General features: G+C 35.1%; 17 protein-coding genes. 1 reads left to right on the forward strand and 16 read right to left on the reverse strand.

The genetic code is table 11. The annotated features are described in order from the left end of the window. Positions 1–55 precede the first annotated feature (55 nt). The 13 genes from clpB to G314FT_RS07870 form a co-directional block, all read right to left on the reverse strand. Positions 56–2,653: an ATP-dependent chaperone ClpB gene (gene clpB, locus G314FT_RS07810; RefSeq protein ID WP_257700239.1), complete on the reverse strand. Its 2,598-nt coding sequence runs from the start codon at positions 2,651–2,653 to the stop codon at positions 56–58. 200 nt (positions 2,654–2,853) lie between these two features. Then, positions 2,854–4,089 carry a peptidase T gene (gene pepT, locus G314FT_RS07815; protein ID WP_257700240.1) on the reverse strand — a complete coding sequence of 412 codons (1,236 nt, stop codon included), beginning with the start codon at positions 4,087–4,089 and terminating at the stop codon, positions 2,854–2,856. Between the two features lie 13 nt (positions 4,090–4,102). Continuing rightward, the gene (locus G314FT_RS07820; protein WP_257700247.1) at positions 4,103–5,221 is read right to left on the reverse strand and encodes a Nif3-like dinuclear metal center hexameric protein; all 1,119 of its coding nucleotides are present in this window, start codon (positions 5,219–5,221) and stop codon (positions 4,103–4,105) included. Then, positions 5,218–5,919 (reverse strand): tRNA (adenine(22)-N(1))-methyltransferase, encoded by a 702-nt coding sequence (locus G314FT_RS07825; RefSeq protein WP_257700248.1) that lies wholly within the window; start codon positions 5,917–5,919, stop codon positions 5,218–5,220. Before G314FT_RS07825 ends, G314FT_RS07820 begins: the two co-directional genes overlap by 4 nt. A 227-nt stretch (positions 5,920–6,146) precedes the next feature. Continuing rightward, the gene (gene typA / locus G314FT_RS07830) at positions 6,147–7,991 is read right to left on the reverse strand and encodes a translational GTPase TypA (RefSeq protein WP_257700249.1); all 1,845 of its coding nucleotides are present in this window, start codon (positions 7,989–7,991) and stop codon (positions 6,147–6,149) included. A 126-nt stretch (positions 7,992–8,117) separates the two neighbouring features. Beyond that, positions 8,118–8,885, reverse strand: a complete 768-nt coding sequence (locus G314FT_RS07835; RefSeq protein ID WP_257700255.1) for an inositol monophosphatase family protein — start codon at positions 8,883–8,885, stop codon at positions 8,118–8,120. Further along, entirely contained in the window at positions 8,878–9,192 is a 315-nt protein-coding gene (locus G314FT_RS07840; RefSeq protein ID WP_257700256.1) for a UPF0223 family protein, read from the reverse strand. Before G314FT_RS07840 ends, G314FT_RS07835 begins: the two co-directional genes overlap by 8 nt. Before the next feature lie 102 nt (positions 9,193–9,294). Beyond that, positions 9,295–10,731 (reverse strand): sensor histidine kinase, encoded by a 1,437-nt coding sequence (locus tag G314FT_RS07845; RefSeq protein ID WP_257700260.1) that lies wholly within the window; start codon positions 10,729–10,731, stop codon positions 9,295–9,297. A gap of 6 nt (positions 10,732–10,737) precedes the next feature. Then, positions 10,738–11,463, reverse strand: a complete 726-nt coding sequence (locus tag G314FT_RS07850; RefSeq protein ID WP_257700271.1) for a response regulator transcription factor — start codon at positions 11,461–11,463, stop codon at positions 10,738–10,740. Then, entirely contained in the window at positions 11,444–11,818 is a 375-nt protein-coding gene (locus G314FT_RS07855; RefSeq protein ID WP_257700272.1) for an SdpI family protein, read from the reverse strand. Before G314FT_RS07855 ends, G314FT_RS07850 begins: the two co-directional genes overlap by 20 nt. A gap of 279 nt (positions 11,819–12,097) precedes the next feature. After that, positions 12,098–12,745 carry a pyroglutamyl-peptidase I gene (gene pcp / locus G314FT_RS07860; RefSeq protein ID WP_257700274.1) on the reverse strand — a complete coding sequence of 216 codons (648 nt, stop codon included), beginning with the start codon at positions 12,743–12,745 and terminating at the stop codon, positions 12,098–12,100. A gap of 20 nt (positions 12,746–12,765) precedes the next feature. Further along, complete coding sequence (locus G314FT_RS07865) at positions 12,766–13,686, reverse strand: DUF979 domain-containing protein (RefSeq protein WP_257700276.1); 921 nt, start codon at positions 13,684–13,686, stop codon at positions 12,766–12,768. Then, on the reverse strand, positions 13,686–14,375 hold the full coding sequence (locus G314FT_RS07870) for a DUF969 domain-containing protein (protein ID WP_257700285.1): 690 nt from the start codon (positions 14,373–14,375) through the stop codon (positions 13,686–13,688). Before G314FT_RS07870 ends, G314FT_RS07865 begins: the two co-directional genes overlap by 1 nt. A gap of 313 nt (positions 14,376–14,688) precedes the next feature. On the opposite strand from G314FT_RS07870, the gene G314FT_RS07875 reads away from it, so the two are divergent. Beyond that, complete coding sequence (locus G314FT_RS07875) at positions 14,689–14,847, forward strand: hypothetical protein (RefSeq protein WP_158559350.1); 159 nt, start codon at positions 14,689–14,691, stop codon at positions 14,845–14,847. Between the two features lie 208 nt (positions 14,848–15,055). Here the strand turns inward: G314FT_RS07875 and G314FT_RS07880 are convergent, their stop codons facing one another. The 3 genes from G314FT_RS07880 to G314FT_RS07890 all read right to left on the reverse strand — a co-directional run bounded on the left by G314FT_RS07880 (position 15,056) and on the right by G314FT_RS07890 (position 16,784). Beyond that, entirely contained in the window at positions 15,056–15,409 is a 354-nt protein-coding gene (locus G314FT_RS07880; RefSeq protein WP_117972275.1) for a hypothetical protein, read from the reverse strand. A gap of 19 nt (positions 15,410–15,428) precedes the next feature. Beyond that, positions 15,429–15,767 carry a thioredoxin family protein gene (locus G314FT_RS07885; RefSeq protein ID WP_158559348.1) on the reverse strand — a complete coding sequence of 113 codons (339 nt, stop codon included), beginning with the start codon at positions 15,765–15,767 and terminating at the stop codon, positions 15,429–15,431. Positions 15,768–15,830: 63 nt separating this feature from the next. Beyond that, the gene (locus G314FT_RS07890) at positions 15,831–16,784 is read right to left on the reverse strand and encodes a DUF1803 domain-containing protein (protein ID WP_257700287.1); all 954 of its coding nucleotides are present in this window, start codon (positions 16,782–16,784) and stop codon (positions 15,831–15,833) included. Positions 16,785–16,786: the final 2 nt, after the last annotated feature.

The following is a 16,786-nucleotide window of genomic DNA, read 5'->3' on the forward strand; positions in this document are numbered from 1 at the left end:
TCCTCTCCTTACTAAAAAAAGCAAAGATGATTTAACATCTTTGCTTTTTATTATACTACTCTTCAGTTTGTAATGCAGTAAATGATAATTTACCATCTACTACTTCAATCATGACGTCTGTTTTAGGACCAATTTTTCCAGCCACAATTTCTTTAGCAAGAGGTGTTTCCACTTCTTTCGTTAAGAAACGTTTAATTGGACGAGCCCCGTAGATTGGGTCGTATGCTTGTTCGGCAATCCAAGTTTTCGCTTCATCAGAGATTGTTAATTGAATATCTTGATGTGATAAACGACGAGTTAAGCTTTCAGTCATTTTCACGATGATATCTTTCACATTGTCTAGACTAAGTGGACTAAACAAGATAGTATCATCAATTCGGTTTAAGAATTCAGGTTTAAAGTGGCCGCGTAACATTTCAAGTACACCTTCTTTAGCACTTTCTGATACGTTTCCATCTTCATCTACGCCATCAAGTAATAATTGAGACCCAATATTACTTGTCATGATTAACACAGTGTTTTTAAAGTCAACGACACGACCTTTAGAGTCAGTCAAACGACCATCATCCAATACTTGAAGTAAAATGTTAAACACATCTGGATGAGCTTTTTCAATTTCATCAAGTAAAACAATGGTGTATGGACTTCTTCTTACTGCCTCTGTTAATTGGCCGCCTTCTTCGTAACCAACATAGCCAGGAGGAGCTCCGACTAAACGAGACACGCTATGTTTTTCCATGTACTCACTCATGTCCAAACGTACCATGTGGTCTTCAGAATCAAATAAGTTTTCAGCTAATGATTTCGCTAACTCTGTTTTACCCACGCCAGTAGGTCCTAAGAATAGGAATGAGCCAAGTGGACGATTAGGATCTTGCAATCCAGCACGAGAACGAATCACCGCGTCAGACACGGCATCGACTGCCTCATCTTGACCAATCACACGTTTATGGAGTGTTTCATTTAAACGCAAGATTTTTTCTCTTTCGCCTTCTTCAAGTCGTTTCACAGGGATACCAGTCAAACGACCAACTACAACTGCGATTTCTTTGTCAGTTACCACTTCTTGTACCATACGGCCATCATGTTTTTCTTTTTCTTCTAATTCTTTTAACTCTTTTTCAAGTTTTGGAATCGTTCCATGACGTAACACAGCAGCTTCTTCTAAATCGTAGTTACTTTCTGCGTTTTCAAGTTGTGTTCTAGCTTGATCTAACTCAGAACGTTTTTCATTTACTTTGTTTAATTCTTCTTTCTCAGTTTCCCATTGCATTTTAAGCGTATTAGCTTCTTCTCTTAACTCTGCTAATTCACCTTGAAGAATGTCTAAACGTTTTTTACTTGCGTCGTCATCTTCCTTTTTAAGTGCCGCTTCTTCAATTTCTAACTGCATCAAACGTCTAGTTACTTGGTCTAATTCAGTTGGCATAGAATTCATCTCAACACGAATGGTTGCACACGCTTCATCGACTAAGTCAATCGCTTTATCTGGTAAATAACGATCAGTGATGTAGCGGTTAGATAATGTACTTGCAGCAACTAACGCATTATCATGAATGTTTACTCCATGATGGATTTCAAAACGTTCTTTCAATCCACGTAAAATACTAATGGTATCTTCAACAGTCGGTTCTTTCACTAATACTTTTTGGAAACGTCTTTCTAAGGCTTTATCAGTTTCCATGTATTCACGGTACTCATCAAGAGTAGTTGCCCCAATACAATGCAACTCACCACGAGCAAGCATTGGTTTAAGTAAGTTTCCGGCATCCATACTACCTTCTGTTTTACCAGCACCTACTATTGTATGAATTTCATCGATGAACAAAATAATTTCGCCATCGCTATTTTTGACTTCTTTTAGAACTGCTTTTAGACGTTCTTCAAATTCACCTCTGAATTTAGCTCCAGCAATTAATGAACCCATATCTAAAGAGATAATGGTTTTATTTTTTAAGTTTTCAGGAACGTCTTTTTTCACAATACGTTGTGCTAATCCTTCGATGATGGCTGTTTTACCAACACCAGGTTCACCGATTAATACTGGATTATTTTTTGTTTTACGTGATAAAATACGAATCACATCACGAATTTCTTCGTCACGCCCTATGATTGGGTCTTGTTTCCCAGATTTTACTGCTTCATTAAGGTTTGTTCCGTATTTTTCTAGTGCTTCATATTGTTCTTCTTGATTTTGACTAGTCACACGTTCTCCTCCTCTCAAATCTTTTATTCGCTCAGTTAACTCCGCTTCTGTCACCTTTTGAGCCATTAAGAAACGAGTTAAGCTGAAATTTTTTAATTTCATTAACGCTAATATAACCACTTCGGTTGATAAATAGTCATCATTAAAACTTTCTCTAATCTTGTCAGCTTCTTGCAATAAGTGAAACAAGTTTTGACTTAAGTTTTGTCCATATTGCACATTTCCACTAACGGTTGGTAATTTATCTAATTCATTATCGACTTCTCTTTCAAATGCATCAACATCTAAGCCAATACCGGCATATAAGTTTCTTGCAAAATGATTGGGTTGTAAGAATATTTTCCATAAGTGGACAATATCAATCTCTTGATTTTTTCGAGTGACTGCAACTTGTTGCGCTTCTGCAATAGCTTGTTGCAATGTCGTAGTCATTTTTTCTATATTCATATCAATACCCCCTTGTTCTTAACTACATTATTTATTTTACACTTTAGGTCAAAATAGGTCAAACAAAAAGACTCGATGTTTGACTATAAATTTATTGTAATCAATCATTTAATGGATAACGACATTTTTTTGCGCTTTTAACCGACAGAATCTACCAAAAGACACAAAAAAGACTCGATTATCACCGAGTCTTCATATTTTTAGGCTTTTGCTTCATTTAATTTAACAATTTCGACAATTAAGCTGGTTGCTTTTTCCATGCTTTCAACTGCCACATATTCAAAACGTCCATGCATGTTTTCTCCACCAGCGAAAATATTTGGTGTTGGTAAGCCCATGTAAGAAATTTTAGAACCGTCTGTTCCACCACGTACAGGTGCTTTATTTGGTTCAATGTCTAAATTACGCATGGCTTCGTCTACTAAATCAATGATACTCATATCTTTTTCGATGACTTCACGCATATTATAGTATTGATCAAACAGATTTAATGACACACGTTCTTGACCAAATCCGTTGTTAAATTCTTTTACGATGGATTCAATTAAAGCTTTACGTGCTTCAAATTTTTCACGATCATGATCACGAATAATGTAAGTCATAGTTGCTTCATCAGGCACACCATCTAATTGTAATAAATGGAAGAATCCTTCATAACCATCTGTTTTTTCAGGGACTTCATCTTGTGGTAATTTATTATGTAAATCAATCGCTACTTGTAACGCATTAATCATTGTGTCTTTTGCTGTACCCGGATGGACATTTTTACCTTCAATTGAAATTTCAGCTTGAGCAGCGCTAAATGTTTCAAATTGTAATTCACCAACTGGTCCACCATCCATTGTATAAGCAAAGTCTACTGGGAATTCTTCGACGTTAAATTTATCCGCTCCAACACCGATTTCTTCATCCGGACCAAATGCTACCATGATTTTACCGTGTTTAATTTCTGGATGATTCACTAAATATTCCATCGCTGTCATAATTTCAGCAATCCCTGATTTATCATCAGCACCTAAAAGAGTTGAACCATCCGTTGTAATCAATGTTTGACCTTTATAGTTAGCTAAGTTAGGGAAATCTTTAACTGTTAACTTAAACTTGCCTTCTTTGTCTAAAGGAATATCACTTTGACCATCATAATTTTCTACAAATTGTGGGTTCACACCAACAGCGTTAAAATCAGCTGTATCCATATGCGCGATAAATCCAATACTACGCACGTCTTTATCAGTATTGCTTGGTAAAGTAGCAATCACAAACCCATTTTCTTCGTTATGGAATACATCTGACATCCCAATATCTTCTAATTCTTTTTTCAACTCTTTCGCAAAGGCAATTTGAGTTGGTGTTGATGGTGTTGTCTTGCTTGTTGCGTCCGATCTTGTTTCTGTCTTAACATACTTGATAAATCTTGGTACTAAATTTGTATACATAATTGACACTCCCTTATATTATTTCAAATGGATTGGTATTCACGTCACTTTCGATAAACGTCACATCCCAATCATTTTGTTGTTTCCATTGATTAAATAAATCAACATAATATTTTTTACATACTGACTCAATATAATGACCTGGATCTATTACTGACAAACCTTCTTCCATCATATCATGAGCCGTATGGTAATACACATCTCCAGTAATATACACATCTGCCCCTTTTTTAAGGGCATCTTTATAAAATTTCTCACCACTACCACCACAAATAGCCACTGTTTTTACTTGTTTATCTTTTGTGTCAGTCGTTAAACGAATGGCATTTAAGCCAAATGTCTGTTTAACTTTTTCAACAAAATCAAGCAATGGAATTGGTTGTACCAGAGTACCAATACGACCGATTCCATATGTTTTTGATATGTTTTCTAATGGAAAAATATCAAACATAGGCTCTTCATATGGGTGATACTCATTAATAATTGACAACACTGTTGGGTACTGTTGCGGTAAAAACATCACTTCGATTTTTTCTTCTTCAACACTTGTTAATTCATGATTGACACCAATTGCTGGTTGAGCCTTTTCAAGTGGACGAAAACGACCTGTTCCACTAGATGAAAAACTTGTGTAATCATAGTCATGAGAGGCACCGATACCTGCTTCACCAAACGCTTCTCTCAGTGACTCTGCATGAGTTGTCGGCACATAAACCACTAACTTACGGTAAAAATATTCATGAGTTTGACGTAAATAATCCGTTGCGTCAATACCCAACATATCGCAAAACAAATCATTCAACCCATTGTCAACAATATCCATATTTGTGTGTGCTGCGTAGACCGCAATGTCATGTTTCAATAAGTCAGCATACATTTTAGTTTGAAAATCATCGACCAACAAATGCTTAACTGGACGAAAAATCGGCGGATGTTTCGCCACGATTAAATCAATCTTTTTATCAATCGCTTCTTGCACCACATCCGGTCTAACATCTAATGTCATCATCACGCGGTTAATTGGTTTATTAAGCGTCCCAATATGTAACCCAACTGGATCATTATCTTCAGCAAGTTCTAGTGGTACGACTGATTCAAATTGTTTAATAAATTCAGCTCCTGTTATTTTCACGACAGTACCTCCTTGATTAAATCACACTGATGATTGATTTGTGCTATTTTCTCATCTTGGTTTGTTTTAGATTGAGACAACTGATTTATTACGCGTTCATATTGTTCTAATTCAAATTGCCATTTTGCTTTAAACACATCAGATGATTCTTTCATCAAAACAGGACCGAATAATTCTTCTGATTCAGTTAGCTCTACTTTTCTATCAGATGCTTCAGCGACAATAATTTCGTATGTTTTATCATTTTCACTCAATATTTTTTCATCTTGAATGATGTAATGATTTTCAACTAACCAATGTCTTAGGACATGAGAGCCAACGTTTGGTTGTAAGATTAATAATTCTTTGCGGGTTAAACGGTTTTTGTTTTTACCACGTTCTAAAATATCTCGAATTAATGTGCCACCCATCCCACAAATCGTGATAGCACTCACGTTATCATAAGGTTTGATGACTTCCAAGCCATCTCCTAATCTGACATCTATTTTATCGGTTAGTAATAAATCATTAACTAATTTTTTAGCAGATTCGTAAGGACCTTTAACCACTTCACCGGCAATAGCCCCTGTAATCTGGTTGTTTAATATTAAATGAGCAGGCAAATACGCATGATCAGAGCCGATATCAGCTAAAAAGCTATCCTGTGGCACTAAATTTGCTACTGCTTCCAAACGGTTTGATAATTGTTGATAATCCATATATTCGCCTCACTTTTTGTCATTAATCTTATTATAACACTAATCGAATTTTTTTAAATGCTATTAACAGTATGATTTATATTATTTATTGGAAATCAACATTTAAAAAAATACTCTTATTCTTAAATCTAAAATCAACTTTTTAAAGATAACGACTTCAAAAAGTTCTTATTATCGATAAAATAAAAAAAGACTGACAAGTAAACTTGCCAGTCTTTTCAAATTAATTAAGCATTGTCTGCTTGTTTTTTACGTTTCGCTGCTTTTTCACGTTCAGCTTTGTTTAAGATTTGTTTTCTTAAACGAATGCTTTCTGGTGTTACTTCACAGTATTCATCGTCATTTAAGAATTGTAATGATTCTTCTAATGTTAAGATTTTTGGTTTTTTAATCACTGATGTTTGGTCTTTTGTTGCAGAACGCACGTTAGTCATTTGTTTTGCTTTTGTAATGTTAACACCTAAGTCATTTTCACGAGAGTTTTGGCCCACGATCATTCCTTCGTATACTTCTGTACCTGGCTCAACAAAGACAGTCCCACGTTCTTCAATACTCATGATAGAATATGTTGTTGCTTTACCTTGGTCGATAGATACTAAGGCACCGTTACGACGACCACTTACTAAGCCAGAGATTACTGGTAAGTATGAGTCAAACGTGTGGTTCATGATACCATATCCACGAGTTAATGACATAAATTCAGTTGAGTAACCAATTAACCCACGAGCAGGAGCTAAGAAGATTAAACGGACTTGTCCGTTACCTGAGTTGATCATGTCTTGCATTTCTGCTTTACGTTGGCCTAATGACTCGATAACGCCACCCATGTACTCTTCAGGTGTGTCAATTTGCACGCGCTCAAATGGCTCACATAAGACGCCATCAACGTCACGATAAATAACGCTTGGACGAGATACTTGTAACTCATATCCTTCACGACGCATATTTTCGATTAAGATAGACAAATGCAATTCCCCACGTCCAGAAACAATCCATTTATCTGGTGATTCAGTTTCTTCCACTTTAAGAGACACATCTGTTTGTAATTGGTTTTGTAGACGTTCTTCGATTTTACGAGCAGTCACATATTTACCTTCACGGCCTGCAAATGGAGAGTTGTTAACTAAGAAAGTCATTTGTAATGTTGGCTCATCAATGTGTAGGATTGGTAGAGCATCTTGGTGGTCCACAGGTGTTACCGTTTCCCCAACGAAGATATCTTCCATACCTGAGATGGCAATCAAATCACCGGCTTTGGCTTCATTAATTTCCACACGAGTTAATCCTAAGAAACCTAATAATTTAGTGACACGGAATTTCTTCACTTCGCCATCTAATTTCATTAAGGCAACTTGGTCCCCAACTTTGATTGTTCCACGGAAAACACGTCCAATCCCAATACGTCCAACGTAATCATTGTAATCAAGTAAGGATACTTGGAATTGTAATGGTTCATCACTATTATCAACTGGAGCTGGAATATGCTCAATAATTGAATCTAGTACGTGACTCATTGTGTGCTCTTGATCAGCTGGATCATCAGATAAACTTGATGTTCCGTTTACAGCAGCAGCATAAACTACTGGGAATTCTAATTGGTCATCATCTGCACCAAGCTCGATGAATAATTCTAATACTTCATCCACTACTTCAGCTGGACGAGCAGTTGGTTTGTCAATTTTATTTACAACCACGATTGGTGTTAATTTTTGCTCTAACGCTTTTTTCAACACGAAACGTGTTTGAGGCATTGTTCCTTCATACGCATCAACAACAAGTACCACACCGTCTACCATTTTCATGATACGTTCAACTTCTCCACCAAAGTCCGCATGTCCTGGTGTGTCCAAGATATTGATGTGTTTTCCAGCATAGTTGATGGCTGTATTTTTAGCTAAAATCGTAATACCACGTTCTTTTTCAATATCACCAGAGTCCATTGCACGTTCTTGTAACTGTGTATGGCCTTCCAATGTATCAGATTGTTTTAACAACTCGTCTACCAAAGTTGTTTTACCATGGTCAACGTGGGCAATAATTGCCACATTACGAATATCTTCTCTTAATTTCACTATTATATACTCTCCTTACTGTTTAAAAAACATAAGCGATTAATCCTCGCTTAAATTAACCGACTATTCAGTATAACAAAAAAATTACATGAAAAAAAGTGAAAGTTTTTCATTTTTCACTTATTTTTAAAAAAATTTTTGAATATCACGAAAAGTCTGTGGTGTTGCGACAATAAAATACTGACGTTTTCCTAATATATTATAATCTAAATCAGGAAATTGACGACAAACTAACCCTAACGTTTGTGATAAAACAGTCCCTGCTGCAAAATCCCAAGGAGCTAGATTAGAAATATAAGCATTTTGCGTACCTCGAAGGACATTTAAAAAATCTAACCCCGCACAACCTAACATTCTAACGCCAATAGCTGCTGAGGCAATCTCACGACTGTGCTCATAATTCTCTGAATACATTCCCACGTTACAGCCTAGCAGTCCATCTGCTAGAGAACTATCTTCTGGAGCATGTAATGGGGTACCATTTAAATAAACACCCGTAGAAGGACCACCGTATATAAACTCATCTTTCATCACGTCATAGATAAACCCTAATAATGGGTTTCCGTCTTCAAAAATGCCAATCATCACACAAAAATTTTCTTGTTGTTTGACAAAATTCAATGTGCCATCAATTGGATCAATAATCCAAATACGCCCTTTGGTTGAAGAAACATCTCTTCCAGTTCCTTCTTCGCCAATAATTAAATCATTGGGATACGCTTCGTTTATTTTTTTTACTAAAAAAGCTTCAGTTCCTTTATCAACATTTGTTACCAAATCACTGCGATTCGTTTTTTCTTCTACTTTCACCACTTTTTTTAACTCGTCTTTAATGTATTGACCTGCTTCTTCAATCCACTGTTTGACTTGTAACATTAATTGTTTGTTATCCATTCACTAAATCCTTTCTCTTAATCAAACCTGATTGTTTTTTTCTTGCTAGTTGCACCACACGATACAGGGAATAACCACTAACTTCTTCAAACTCACGACCTAATTGGCGTTCTTCACCGATACTTTTAACCACCTGTTTAAACTCATTATATGAATTCAAAAAATCATTGATGTCTATTTTTGATTCATACGCTTGTTCGACTGCTTGCCAAATTCCCATCACTTTTATTAATTCATCCGTTGTCCAATCTGGATTCATTGGATACGTAAAATTTTCTTTCACACGCTCACCTGTTCTCTTTATCATAATATTGTCTAGTTAAAAGTGTATCAAAAAAATCACTAAAGAGATAGTAAAAACAAATAAAAGCCAAAAAAGACGACGAAGACCGTCCCTTTTGGCCAATAGTTATTTTTTAATCTCATGATCTGGAAACGTCACTTTAAAAGTGGTTCCAACACCCAACTCACTAATGACTTGGATAGAGCCTTTATGAAGTTTCACTAACTGATCGACAATCGATAGACCTAATCCTGATTCACCATATTTTGTATTTTTCCTTGATGGATCAGCTTTATAATATCTATCCCACATATTTTTTTGTTGCTCTTTATCCATTCCAATTCCATTATCAGAAATAGAGACAACTGTCGCATTTTCTAAACGTGATAGAGACAATCTAATCTCTCCGTCTTGTGTAAATTGGATGGCATTGGTTGTAATGTTTACCACAACTTGAACAAATCGATCATAATCAGCACATACCATAATTGGTTCAGTTGTGTCTAGAATAAGTTGATCATTTTTATCCCCAGCCTTACCTTTTAGTTGTTCAATGATTAATTCTAACACTTCAGTTGCATTAAATTGTTGCATAATCATTTTAATTTGATTGGTTCGAATTTTCTCATAATCAAGGTTTTCATTCACTAAACGAATCAATCGTCTGGTTTCATTCTGCATGAGTGTAATGCATTTTTCTTCTTGATCTTTTGGTATGGCTCCATAAGAAATGCCTTCCAAAAGACCATTAATTGTTGTTAAAGGGGTTCGCATTTCATGAGCCACGTCTGCCATAAAATTACGGCGTCGCTCTTCTTGGCGCTCAATTTCTTCTTGAGACTCTTTTAACGCAATAGCGAGTAAATTAAAGTCAGAAGCAAGCTCATCTAGTTCATCACCTTTATCTTTCACTTTAATTTGCACATCATAATTTCCATTAGCTAATTGGTTAGTTGCTTGTTTCATGCGATCAATTCGTTTAACTTGAAATTTCGCTAAAAAGTAACTCAACCAAATGGCAATAATGGTTGAAATTAAAAAACCTTTAAATAAGTCATTGGTCAGTGATTTCAAACTAGCGTCGATACTACTGTCTGGTCTAGAAACCAATAAAAGCCCCATAAATTTTAAATCTGGTGAAGAAAAAAGTGGTTGAATAAACAATGATGTTGGTTGACTATTATTTGATAAGTGCGTATCTTTTACTGTCTTTTTTATCGTGTTTCCATTTTTTAACGAATCCAACTCTGCTTTAGTCACATAACTCGAACCACTTTGTCCTTCAAATTCTACTGGATAACTCACCGTTAAATCTGGGTTAAGCATCGTAAAGGCTACTTTTTGTTTTTTCAACACAGACTGTGACGTATCAAGGGATTGTTGAAGCGTCCAATTTTGTTGTTTAATATTATCAATGATGGTATCAGAGTATCCTTTCAATTGAGCATAAGAGGTTTCTGTCACCGTTCGCCTAGTGTACGAACGAAACGAGATGCCAAAAATGATTAATACCGTCAAAATAATCACAACAAACGCAATCATCTGTTGGAGTAGGTATTTCATAACGCACTACTCTTTAATGTTTGAATCGTCAAATTTGTATCCAACTCCCCAAACGGTTTGAATCACTTGCGGACCAACTTTTTCAATTTTTTGTCTTAATTTTTTGATGTGCGCATCAACTGTTCGTTCATCACCAAAATATTGGTAATCCCAAACTAATTCCAATAATTTTTCACGAGAGAATACTTGTCTTGGTTTTCTCGCTAATGTTAATAATAAATCAAATTCTTTTGGTGTTAAACCACTCACTAATTCATCATCAAAGTACGCTTCACGTGTTTTAATGTTAATTTTAAAATGTTCTGTTTTCACATCAAAGTCGTCATTTATACCATGATCTGTATTTCCGTCACCATCTTCTTTGATTTGAGCTCTTCTATGTAATGCTTTAATTCTAGCGATTAATGTGATAGGGCTAAATGGTTTTGTGACATAGTCGTCTGCTCCCATTTCTAGTCCAATGACTTGATCACTTTCAGAATCTCTTGCAGTTAACATCACGATCGGAACTGATGACGAATGTTTTCTCATTTCACGGCAGACACTCACACCATCCATTGTTGGTAAATTTAAATCTAGCGTAATCATATCCCAAGATGTTGGGTCTTCTAAAAAGACATCTAACCCTTCTTTTCCATCATCTTTAAATGTAACGTCCCATTCCTCATTCAAAAAAAACATTTTCATCATTTCTGAGACAGACTCGTTGTCTTCAATCATTAATAATTTCATGTGTATCCTCCTCTTTAGTTTTACTAATTTCTCGGTCAAGCTCATCATTGAACAACTCAAGGCGTCGTTCAATCTGATAGAACACACTAATAATAGGTATTGCTATCAAAAATATTTCTAAAATAAAGAATTGTGTTATACCACTACTCTTTATTAAAAAACCAATTAACCATGTTGTCACTCCAATCAAAAGCAAGATTTTAGCAGCAACTTTTTGAGCATACTTAAATGTGGCATCTGTGTATCTTGCTCGCTGCGTACGATATCCGTATTTATTTTCTCGTCTTCTAGAAGGAAAAATCAGATAAATGACACCCACTACTGTCATTAACATTCCCACAAAATTAAATATCAAACTAACACCTACCTCACATTTCTTCTAATAGTATACTCTTTTTAGAACGTACATGGAACTAAAATGGACATAATCGTTATATAAGCACCTAAATAACTTTACAAAACAATGTCAAATATTTCAATGATTGCGCTGTTTTTTTAAATAAATATTTAATCTTTGAGCTATTATTCACTAATTAGTTTCAATTTTTTCTAACTTAATGATTATTTTAATAAAAAAAAGAAGATAAACGCTTTTTTTCTTCACGTTATCTTCTTATTTTTTTGGCCTCCGAAATTAGTGTGTTTCTCCACCAATCACTCGAATATCCTTCTTATTGTCAAACAATACAATAGCTTCAAGTGATTTTTCGAGTGAGCGTACAATATCTTTTAAACTCATGCTTGGTTGATTTGGCTTATCAATCACTTGTGACGGGATAAATGGAACATGAATAAACCCACCTTTTACATTTGGAAATTCCTTATCAATCAGATATTGAACTTGATACATAATATGATTGCAGACAAATGTTCCTGCCGTATTTGATACAGCTCCAGGTAAGCCAGCTTCTTTCATGGAAGCTACCATCGCTTTGACGGGTAATTGAGTGAAATAAGCTGCTTGACCATCTTCTTGAATCACTTCATCAATTGGTTGGTTGCCTTCATTATCTGGAATACGTGCGTCATCTACATTGATTGCCACTCGTTCTGGCGTCACAGAAAATCGTCCACCAGCTTGACCAACATTCACCACAACGTCTGGCTGATGTTTTATCATGGCTTCTTGCACAACCTCTTTCGACTTATTAAAAACAGTTGGTATTTCTAATTTAATAATTTCTGCCCCACTTATTTCATCTGGTAATTGTTTTACTGCTTCAAGAGCTGGATTAGTTGATTCCCCTCCAAAGGGATCAAAACCTGTTACTAATAGTTTCATCTTTCTCTGTCCTTTCTTTTTTAAAATGCTAATACATACATTAAAATGATATGAATGATAATCATCATGATAGCCATTGGTGCTTGGGCTTTTATCACACCATTGGTATCATCCATCTCAAGTAAAGCCACAGGTAATGCATTGAAATTAGCAGCCATTGGGGTTAAGAGTGTCCCACAAAATCCTGCCGTCATCGCAAGTGTCCCAGCAACAACAGGGTCCCCTCCTTGCATCATCACAAATGGAACACCAATTCCTGCTGTAATAACAGTAAACGCCGCAAACGCATTTCCCATTACCATTGTAAATATCATCATGCCTAAGCAATATGCTATAACTCCAGCTAAACGATTGCCTTCTGGAACAATACCCGAAATAGCATGGGAGATCACATCACCTACACCTGCTGCATTAAATACCATACCAAGTGCTGCTAGTAACTGTGGCAAAATACCTGTCGTCCCCACCGATTGTAACATGCGATCAGTATCTTCCAATGCTGTTTTTGGCGGAGCTTTCGTAATCACCATCGCCACAATTAATGCGACAATCGAAGCCAAACCAATCCCCACTTGCCCTCCAAGTGGTGTGTACGAAATCACCACAGCGACAACTGCTAATAAAACCGATGGGAAAAAGATCCAACTTCCGATTCTTTCGGCTGATTTTTGACCTTCTTCTTCACTAATATCGGCTAATTGACCAACTTTTACTTGTTTGAATAAAGTTAAAACACCCATAATAGCTAATAACACACCTGATACGACATAAGGTATTAGTTTTCCAGCCGCAAAAACCACCCCAAGAATTAACCAAAAAAGCCCAGTACCAATACGGGCACTATTGGTCTCGTCTTTAAAACAACGAACAGCTGTCATCATAGAAAGTAGACCAATCAAAATGTAAAAGAATTCTAAAATTGCAGGAATATATTGTGCCATTACTTGTCTACTCCTTTTATTTTATTGTATTTTTTAGCTAATTTTTTATCAAATAACCAGTTTGACGCAGCAGAAAGAATTAAAGCAATCACCGCCACAAGTAACGCCATACGTGCAATACTTGCATCACTTACTTTATAACCTAAATCTTTTAACGTACCATAAATCAATAGTACACCTGCTGAGGCAATAAAGGTATTTTGAGCGAAAAAGTTAGCAAAATTTTCGTTTGCTGCAGCTCTTGCTTTAATTTTATCTTCGTCTTCTTTTGAAATATCCCCATAAGTATGTTTGGCAGCTGCTTGAGCCATTGGGTTAACAATTGGACGCACAAACTGAGGATGCCCAGACAAACGAATCCCAAATAAACCGGCTAATTCACGTAGTGCAGTATATAGTGTAATAAATTTTCCGGGTGTGAGTCCCTTTATTTTCTTTATTAAAATAACTGCCTGTTGTCTTAATCCAAATCGTTCAGATAAGCCAATCATTGGTAAGGTTAATAGAAATATTGTCACCAAACGATTATTAACAAACGCTTCACCTAACATTGTAAAAAATTCGTATAATGACATACCTGATACAAGAGCTGTTGATAATGCCGCAACAATGACAACAGCAATCGTATCAAACTTAAAAATAAACCCGACTAAAATAATCAGAATACCAATTAATTTAATCCATTCCATAAAAATCCCTCCTAAAAATAACAATAAATAGAAGTATAAATAACGTTTTCTGCAAAGTAAATAGTTTTTTATCCAACAAATTATCTGTATACTATTCAATAAATTTATTTTTATATAAAAATAAATTTAATCTGTTTAGTTATTTCTTTTATTTTATACAATTTTTACTTTTGATAATTATATTTTTTTACATAATGTTTACAATCTATTCATAAACTTCATGGTAAATTAGTTGATTAAATAATTGGTATATGTTAAATTAGTAATGTGGTTGACGTGAGTCTTCCATGAATGTTTTTTAAAGGAGGAATGTATGATGGTATTTACACAACAAGCCATTCAATACCGTGTGACATTAAATACTGATGAAAATATCTTTATTGTATTTGATGCAACAAACGATGAAATCTTTGCAACAGGCGCAACAATTGAAGAAGCTAAAGATAACTTAAATCAACTTGTTAAGGAGTAATTACATTGGAAGAATCCAGTAATTAAAGCAAGTATTCACCCCTAAACCCATGGATGAATACTTGCTTATTTTATTTGTTAAAATAAAGACCTATTGCTTCATACATCATTCTAAACGGCATCTATTTAAAAGTGGTATAGTTAATAAAATATAACATAACAAAAAAAGACAATGTTTTTTTAAATATAAAACACTGTCCAAATTATTATTATTTGTCTTTAATTGGCTCATCATCAAACACTGCAACAATTTTTCCATCAGCTTGTTTCGTTGCAGAGATTAGATACAATGACTTGTCAGGGTATTGATCTAACACATAAATACCATCTTTAGCTTTATCATCTAGTGCATCCCATGATTCAAATTCTTCTGTATATTTCCCTTCAGTAGTCGTTTTGGAATCATCCGTTTGCTCTATTTTTGATAAGTCAATACTTCCGGTATCTTTTGCTACAATATCAGGTGCACCACCTTTTACTTGTTCAGTATAAAAGTAATAACCTATTCCGCCAATAATGATAACTAAAATTAAAATAGAAAAAATTCGTTTAAATACTTTCATGTCTTATCTCCTCTAAAGGCTAGCCCATGCTATTGACACCATCGACGATTTTTTTTACATCTTTATATAATTCCTCAATGGGAACAAACCTTGCTTTTCTTAAATATTCTCTGCCATCTAAGAACAATAATATGACAGGTACTGTCATTACTTGATATTTTCCAGATACTTCTGGTATATCAAACGTATTCACTTCTAAAAATGTCACATCTTCACTAAATTCAGCTAATTTTTTCTCTACTTGTGGTTTCAATCCGTGACAAACACTACAATTTGGTTGACCAAAATAAACCATCGTCAATCCTTCTTGAGACACTTGTTCATTTAATTGATTGATGTCATAAACTTTTTCAAACATAACGTTTCCCCTCATTTCTCTCTTTATTATATAAAGAGACCAAGGTTAATCCAACTTTTATGCCTAAAGCGGTTTAAGCCCAAATAGAGTAGGATAATGTTCCAACGTATCTACTAAATCCATCGCATCTAAGAGAGTATAAATTACCACTATCTCCCAGGGCCTATTAAAGGTTTCATCAAATAACTCAATGATTGGATCCAGCTCTTGATGAATCTCTTCTAATACATGTTCCTCAACACTTAATACATTTAACTTGTAATGACGTGCCTCTATGGTCAAATAACCCAACGTGACAAGTGCGTCTAAAAAAATATCAAGTGTATCGGATGATATGATTCGTCCTTTTTCAATACGACGTAACTTTCGTTCAGCATATGTTAAAAAATAAGACTCATTTACATCGCCCAATCGTTTTTCTAACAATAAAAACTGAGGCGCTCGTGTGTTTTCTCGGTAAGTTTCTTCATAAAAAAAACTTGGCAAACTGACACATTCAGCTAAATTGGTTAAATTTTCAAACGATAACCATTCTGTTTTTTTACCAGTTAATTGTTGAAAATAGAAAGGCAACTGCTTTATCTTAGCTAATGCTGGGGTATCTTCTACATACTGACCCAAAGCTATATTGCCTTGTATTTTTTGATGCAAGGCATATAGTAAATAAAAAGCAACGTCTTTTGTCGATAAATCCAATTGTCTACATTTAGCGTTTAATTTTTCCACACAAGATAAAAAAAATGACTGATAGGTCTGTTTTAATTCCTCTTGTTTTTCTTCGGACATCACGTATCCAACTAACTCATATCGTCCATGATAACGTGTGATAAGTCCAGCTGATATCCATGTTTCGATTACCACTTCAATCTCTTCCACATCAGGCAAGGCACGTTTCATATCGCGTAAGGTCACACTTTTTCCTTGTTCAATCATAAAATTAACGACTTGTTGAAATGCTTTATCTTGCATTAATGACCGATAAGTCTGTTCTGTTTGTAATGTTATAAATTGATACATTA

The organism is Vagococcus luciliae (assembly GCF_024637875.1).
Taxonomy (GTDB): domain Bacteria; phylum Bacillota; class Bacilli; order Lactobacillales; family Vagococcaceae; genus Vagococcus; species Vagococcus luciliae.

What these genes read in the sequence shown, in the direction of transcription:
- clpB (WP_257700239.1), bottom strand. Translation starts at nt 2,653, where the DNA reads ATGAATATAGAAAAAATGACTACGACATTGCAACAAGCTATTGCAGAA.
- pepT (WP_257700240.1), bottom strand. Translation starts at nt 4,089, where the DNA reads ATGTATACAAATTTAGTACCAAGATTTATCAAGTATGTTAAGACAGAA.
- G314FT_RS07825 (WP_257700248.1), bottom strand. Translation starts at nt 5,919, where the DNA reads ATGGATTATCAACAATTATCAAACCGTTTGGAAGCAGTAGCAAATTTA.
- G314FT_RS07835 (WP_257700255.1), bottom strand. Translation starts at nt 8,885, where the DNA reads ATGGATAACAAACAATTAATGTTACAAGTCAAACAGTGGATTGAAGAA.
- G314FT_RS07840 (WP_257700256.1), bottom strand. Translation starts at nt 9,192, where the DNA reads ATGATAAAGAGAACAGGTGAGCGTGTGAAAGAAAATTTTACGTATCCA.
- G314FT_RS07845 (WP_257700260.1), bottom strand. Translation starts at nt 10,731, where the DNA reads ATGAAATACCTACTCCAACAGATGATTGCGTTTGTTGTGATTATTTTG.
- G314FT_RS07850 (WP_257700271.1), bottom strand. Translation starts at nt 11,463, where the DNA reads ATGAAATTATTAATGATTGAAGACAACGAGTCTGTCTCAGAAATGATG.
- pcp (WP_257700274.1), bottom strand. Translation starts at nt 12,745, where the DNA reads ATGAAACTATTAGTAACAGGTTTTGATCCCTTTGGAGGGGAATCAACT.
- G314FT_RS07865 (WP_257700276.1), bottom strand. Translation starts at nt 13,686, where the DNA reads ATGGCACAATATATTCCTGCAATTTTAGAATTCTTTTACATTTTGATT.
- G314FT_RS07870 (WP_257700285.1), bottom strand. Translation starts at nt 14,375, where the DNA reads ATGGAATGGATTAAATTAATTGGTATTCTGATTATTTTAGTCGGGTTT.
- G314FT_RS07875 (WP_158559350.1), top strand. Translation starts at nt 14,689, where the DNA reads ATGATGGTATTTACACAACAAGCCATTCAATACCGTGTGACATTAAAT.
- G314FT_RS07880 (WP_117972275.1), bottom strand. Translation starts at nt 15,409, where the DNA reads ATGAAAGTATTTAAACGAATTTTTTCTATTTTAATTTTAGTTATCATT.
- G314FT_RS07885 (WP_158559348.1), bottom strand. Translation starts at nt 15,767, where the DNA reads ATGTTTGAAAAAGTTTATGACATCAATCAATTAAATGAACAAGTGTCT.
- G314FT_RS07890 (WP_257700287.1), bottom strand. Translation starts at nt 16,784, where the DNA reads ATGTATCAATTTATAACATTACAAACAGAACAGACTTATCGGTCATTA.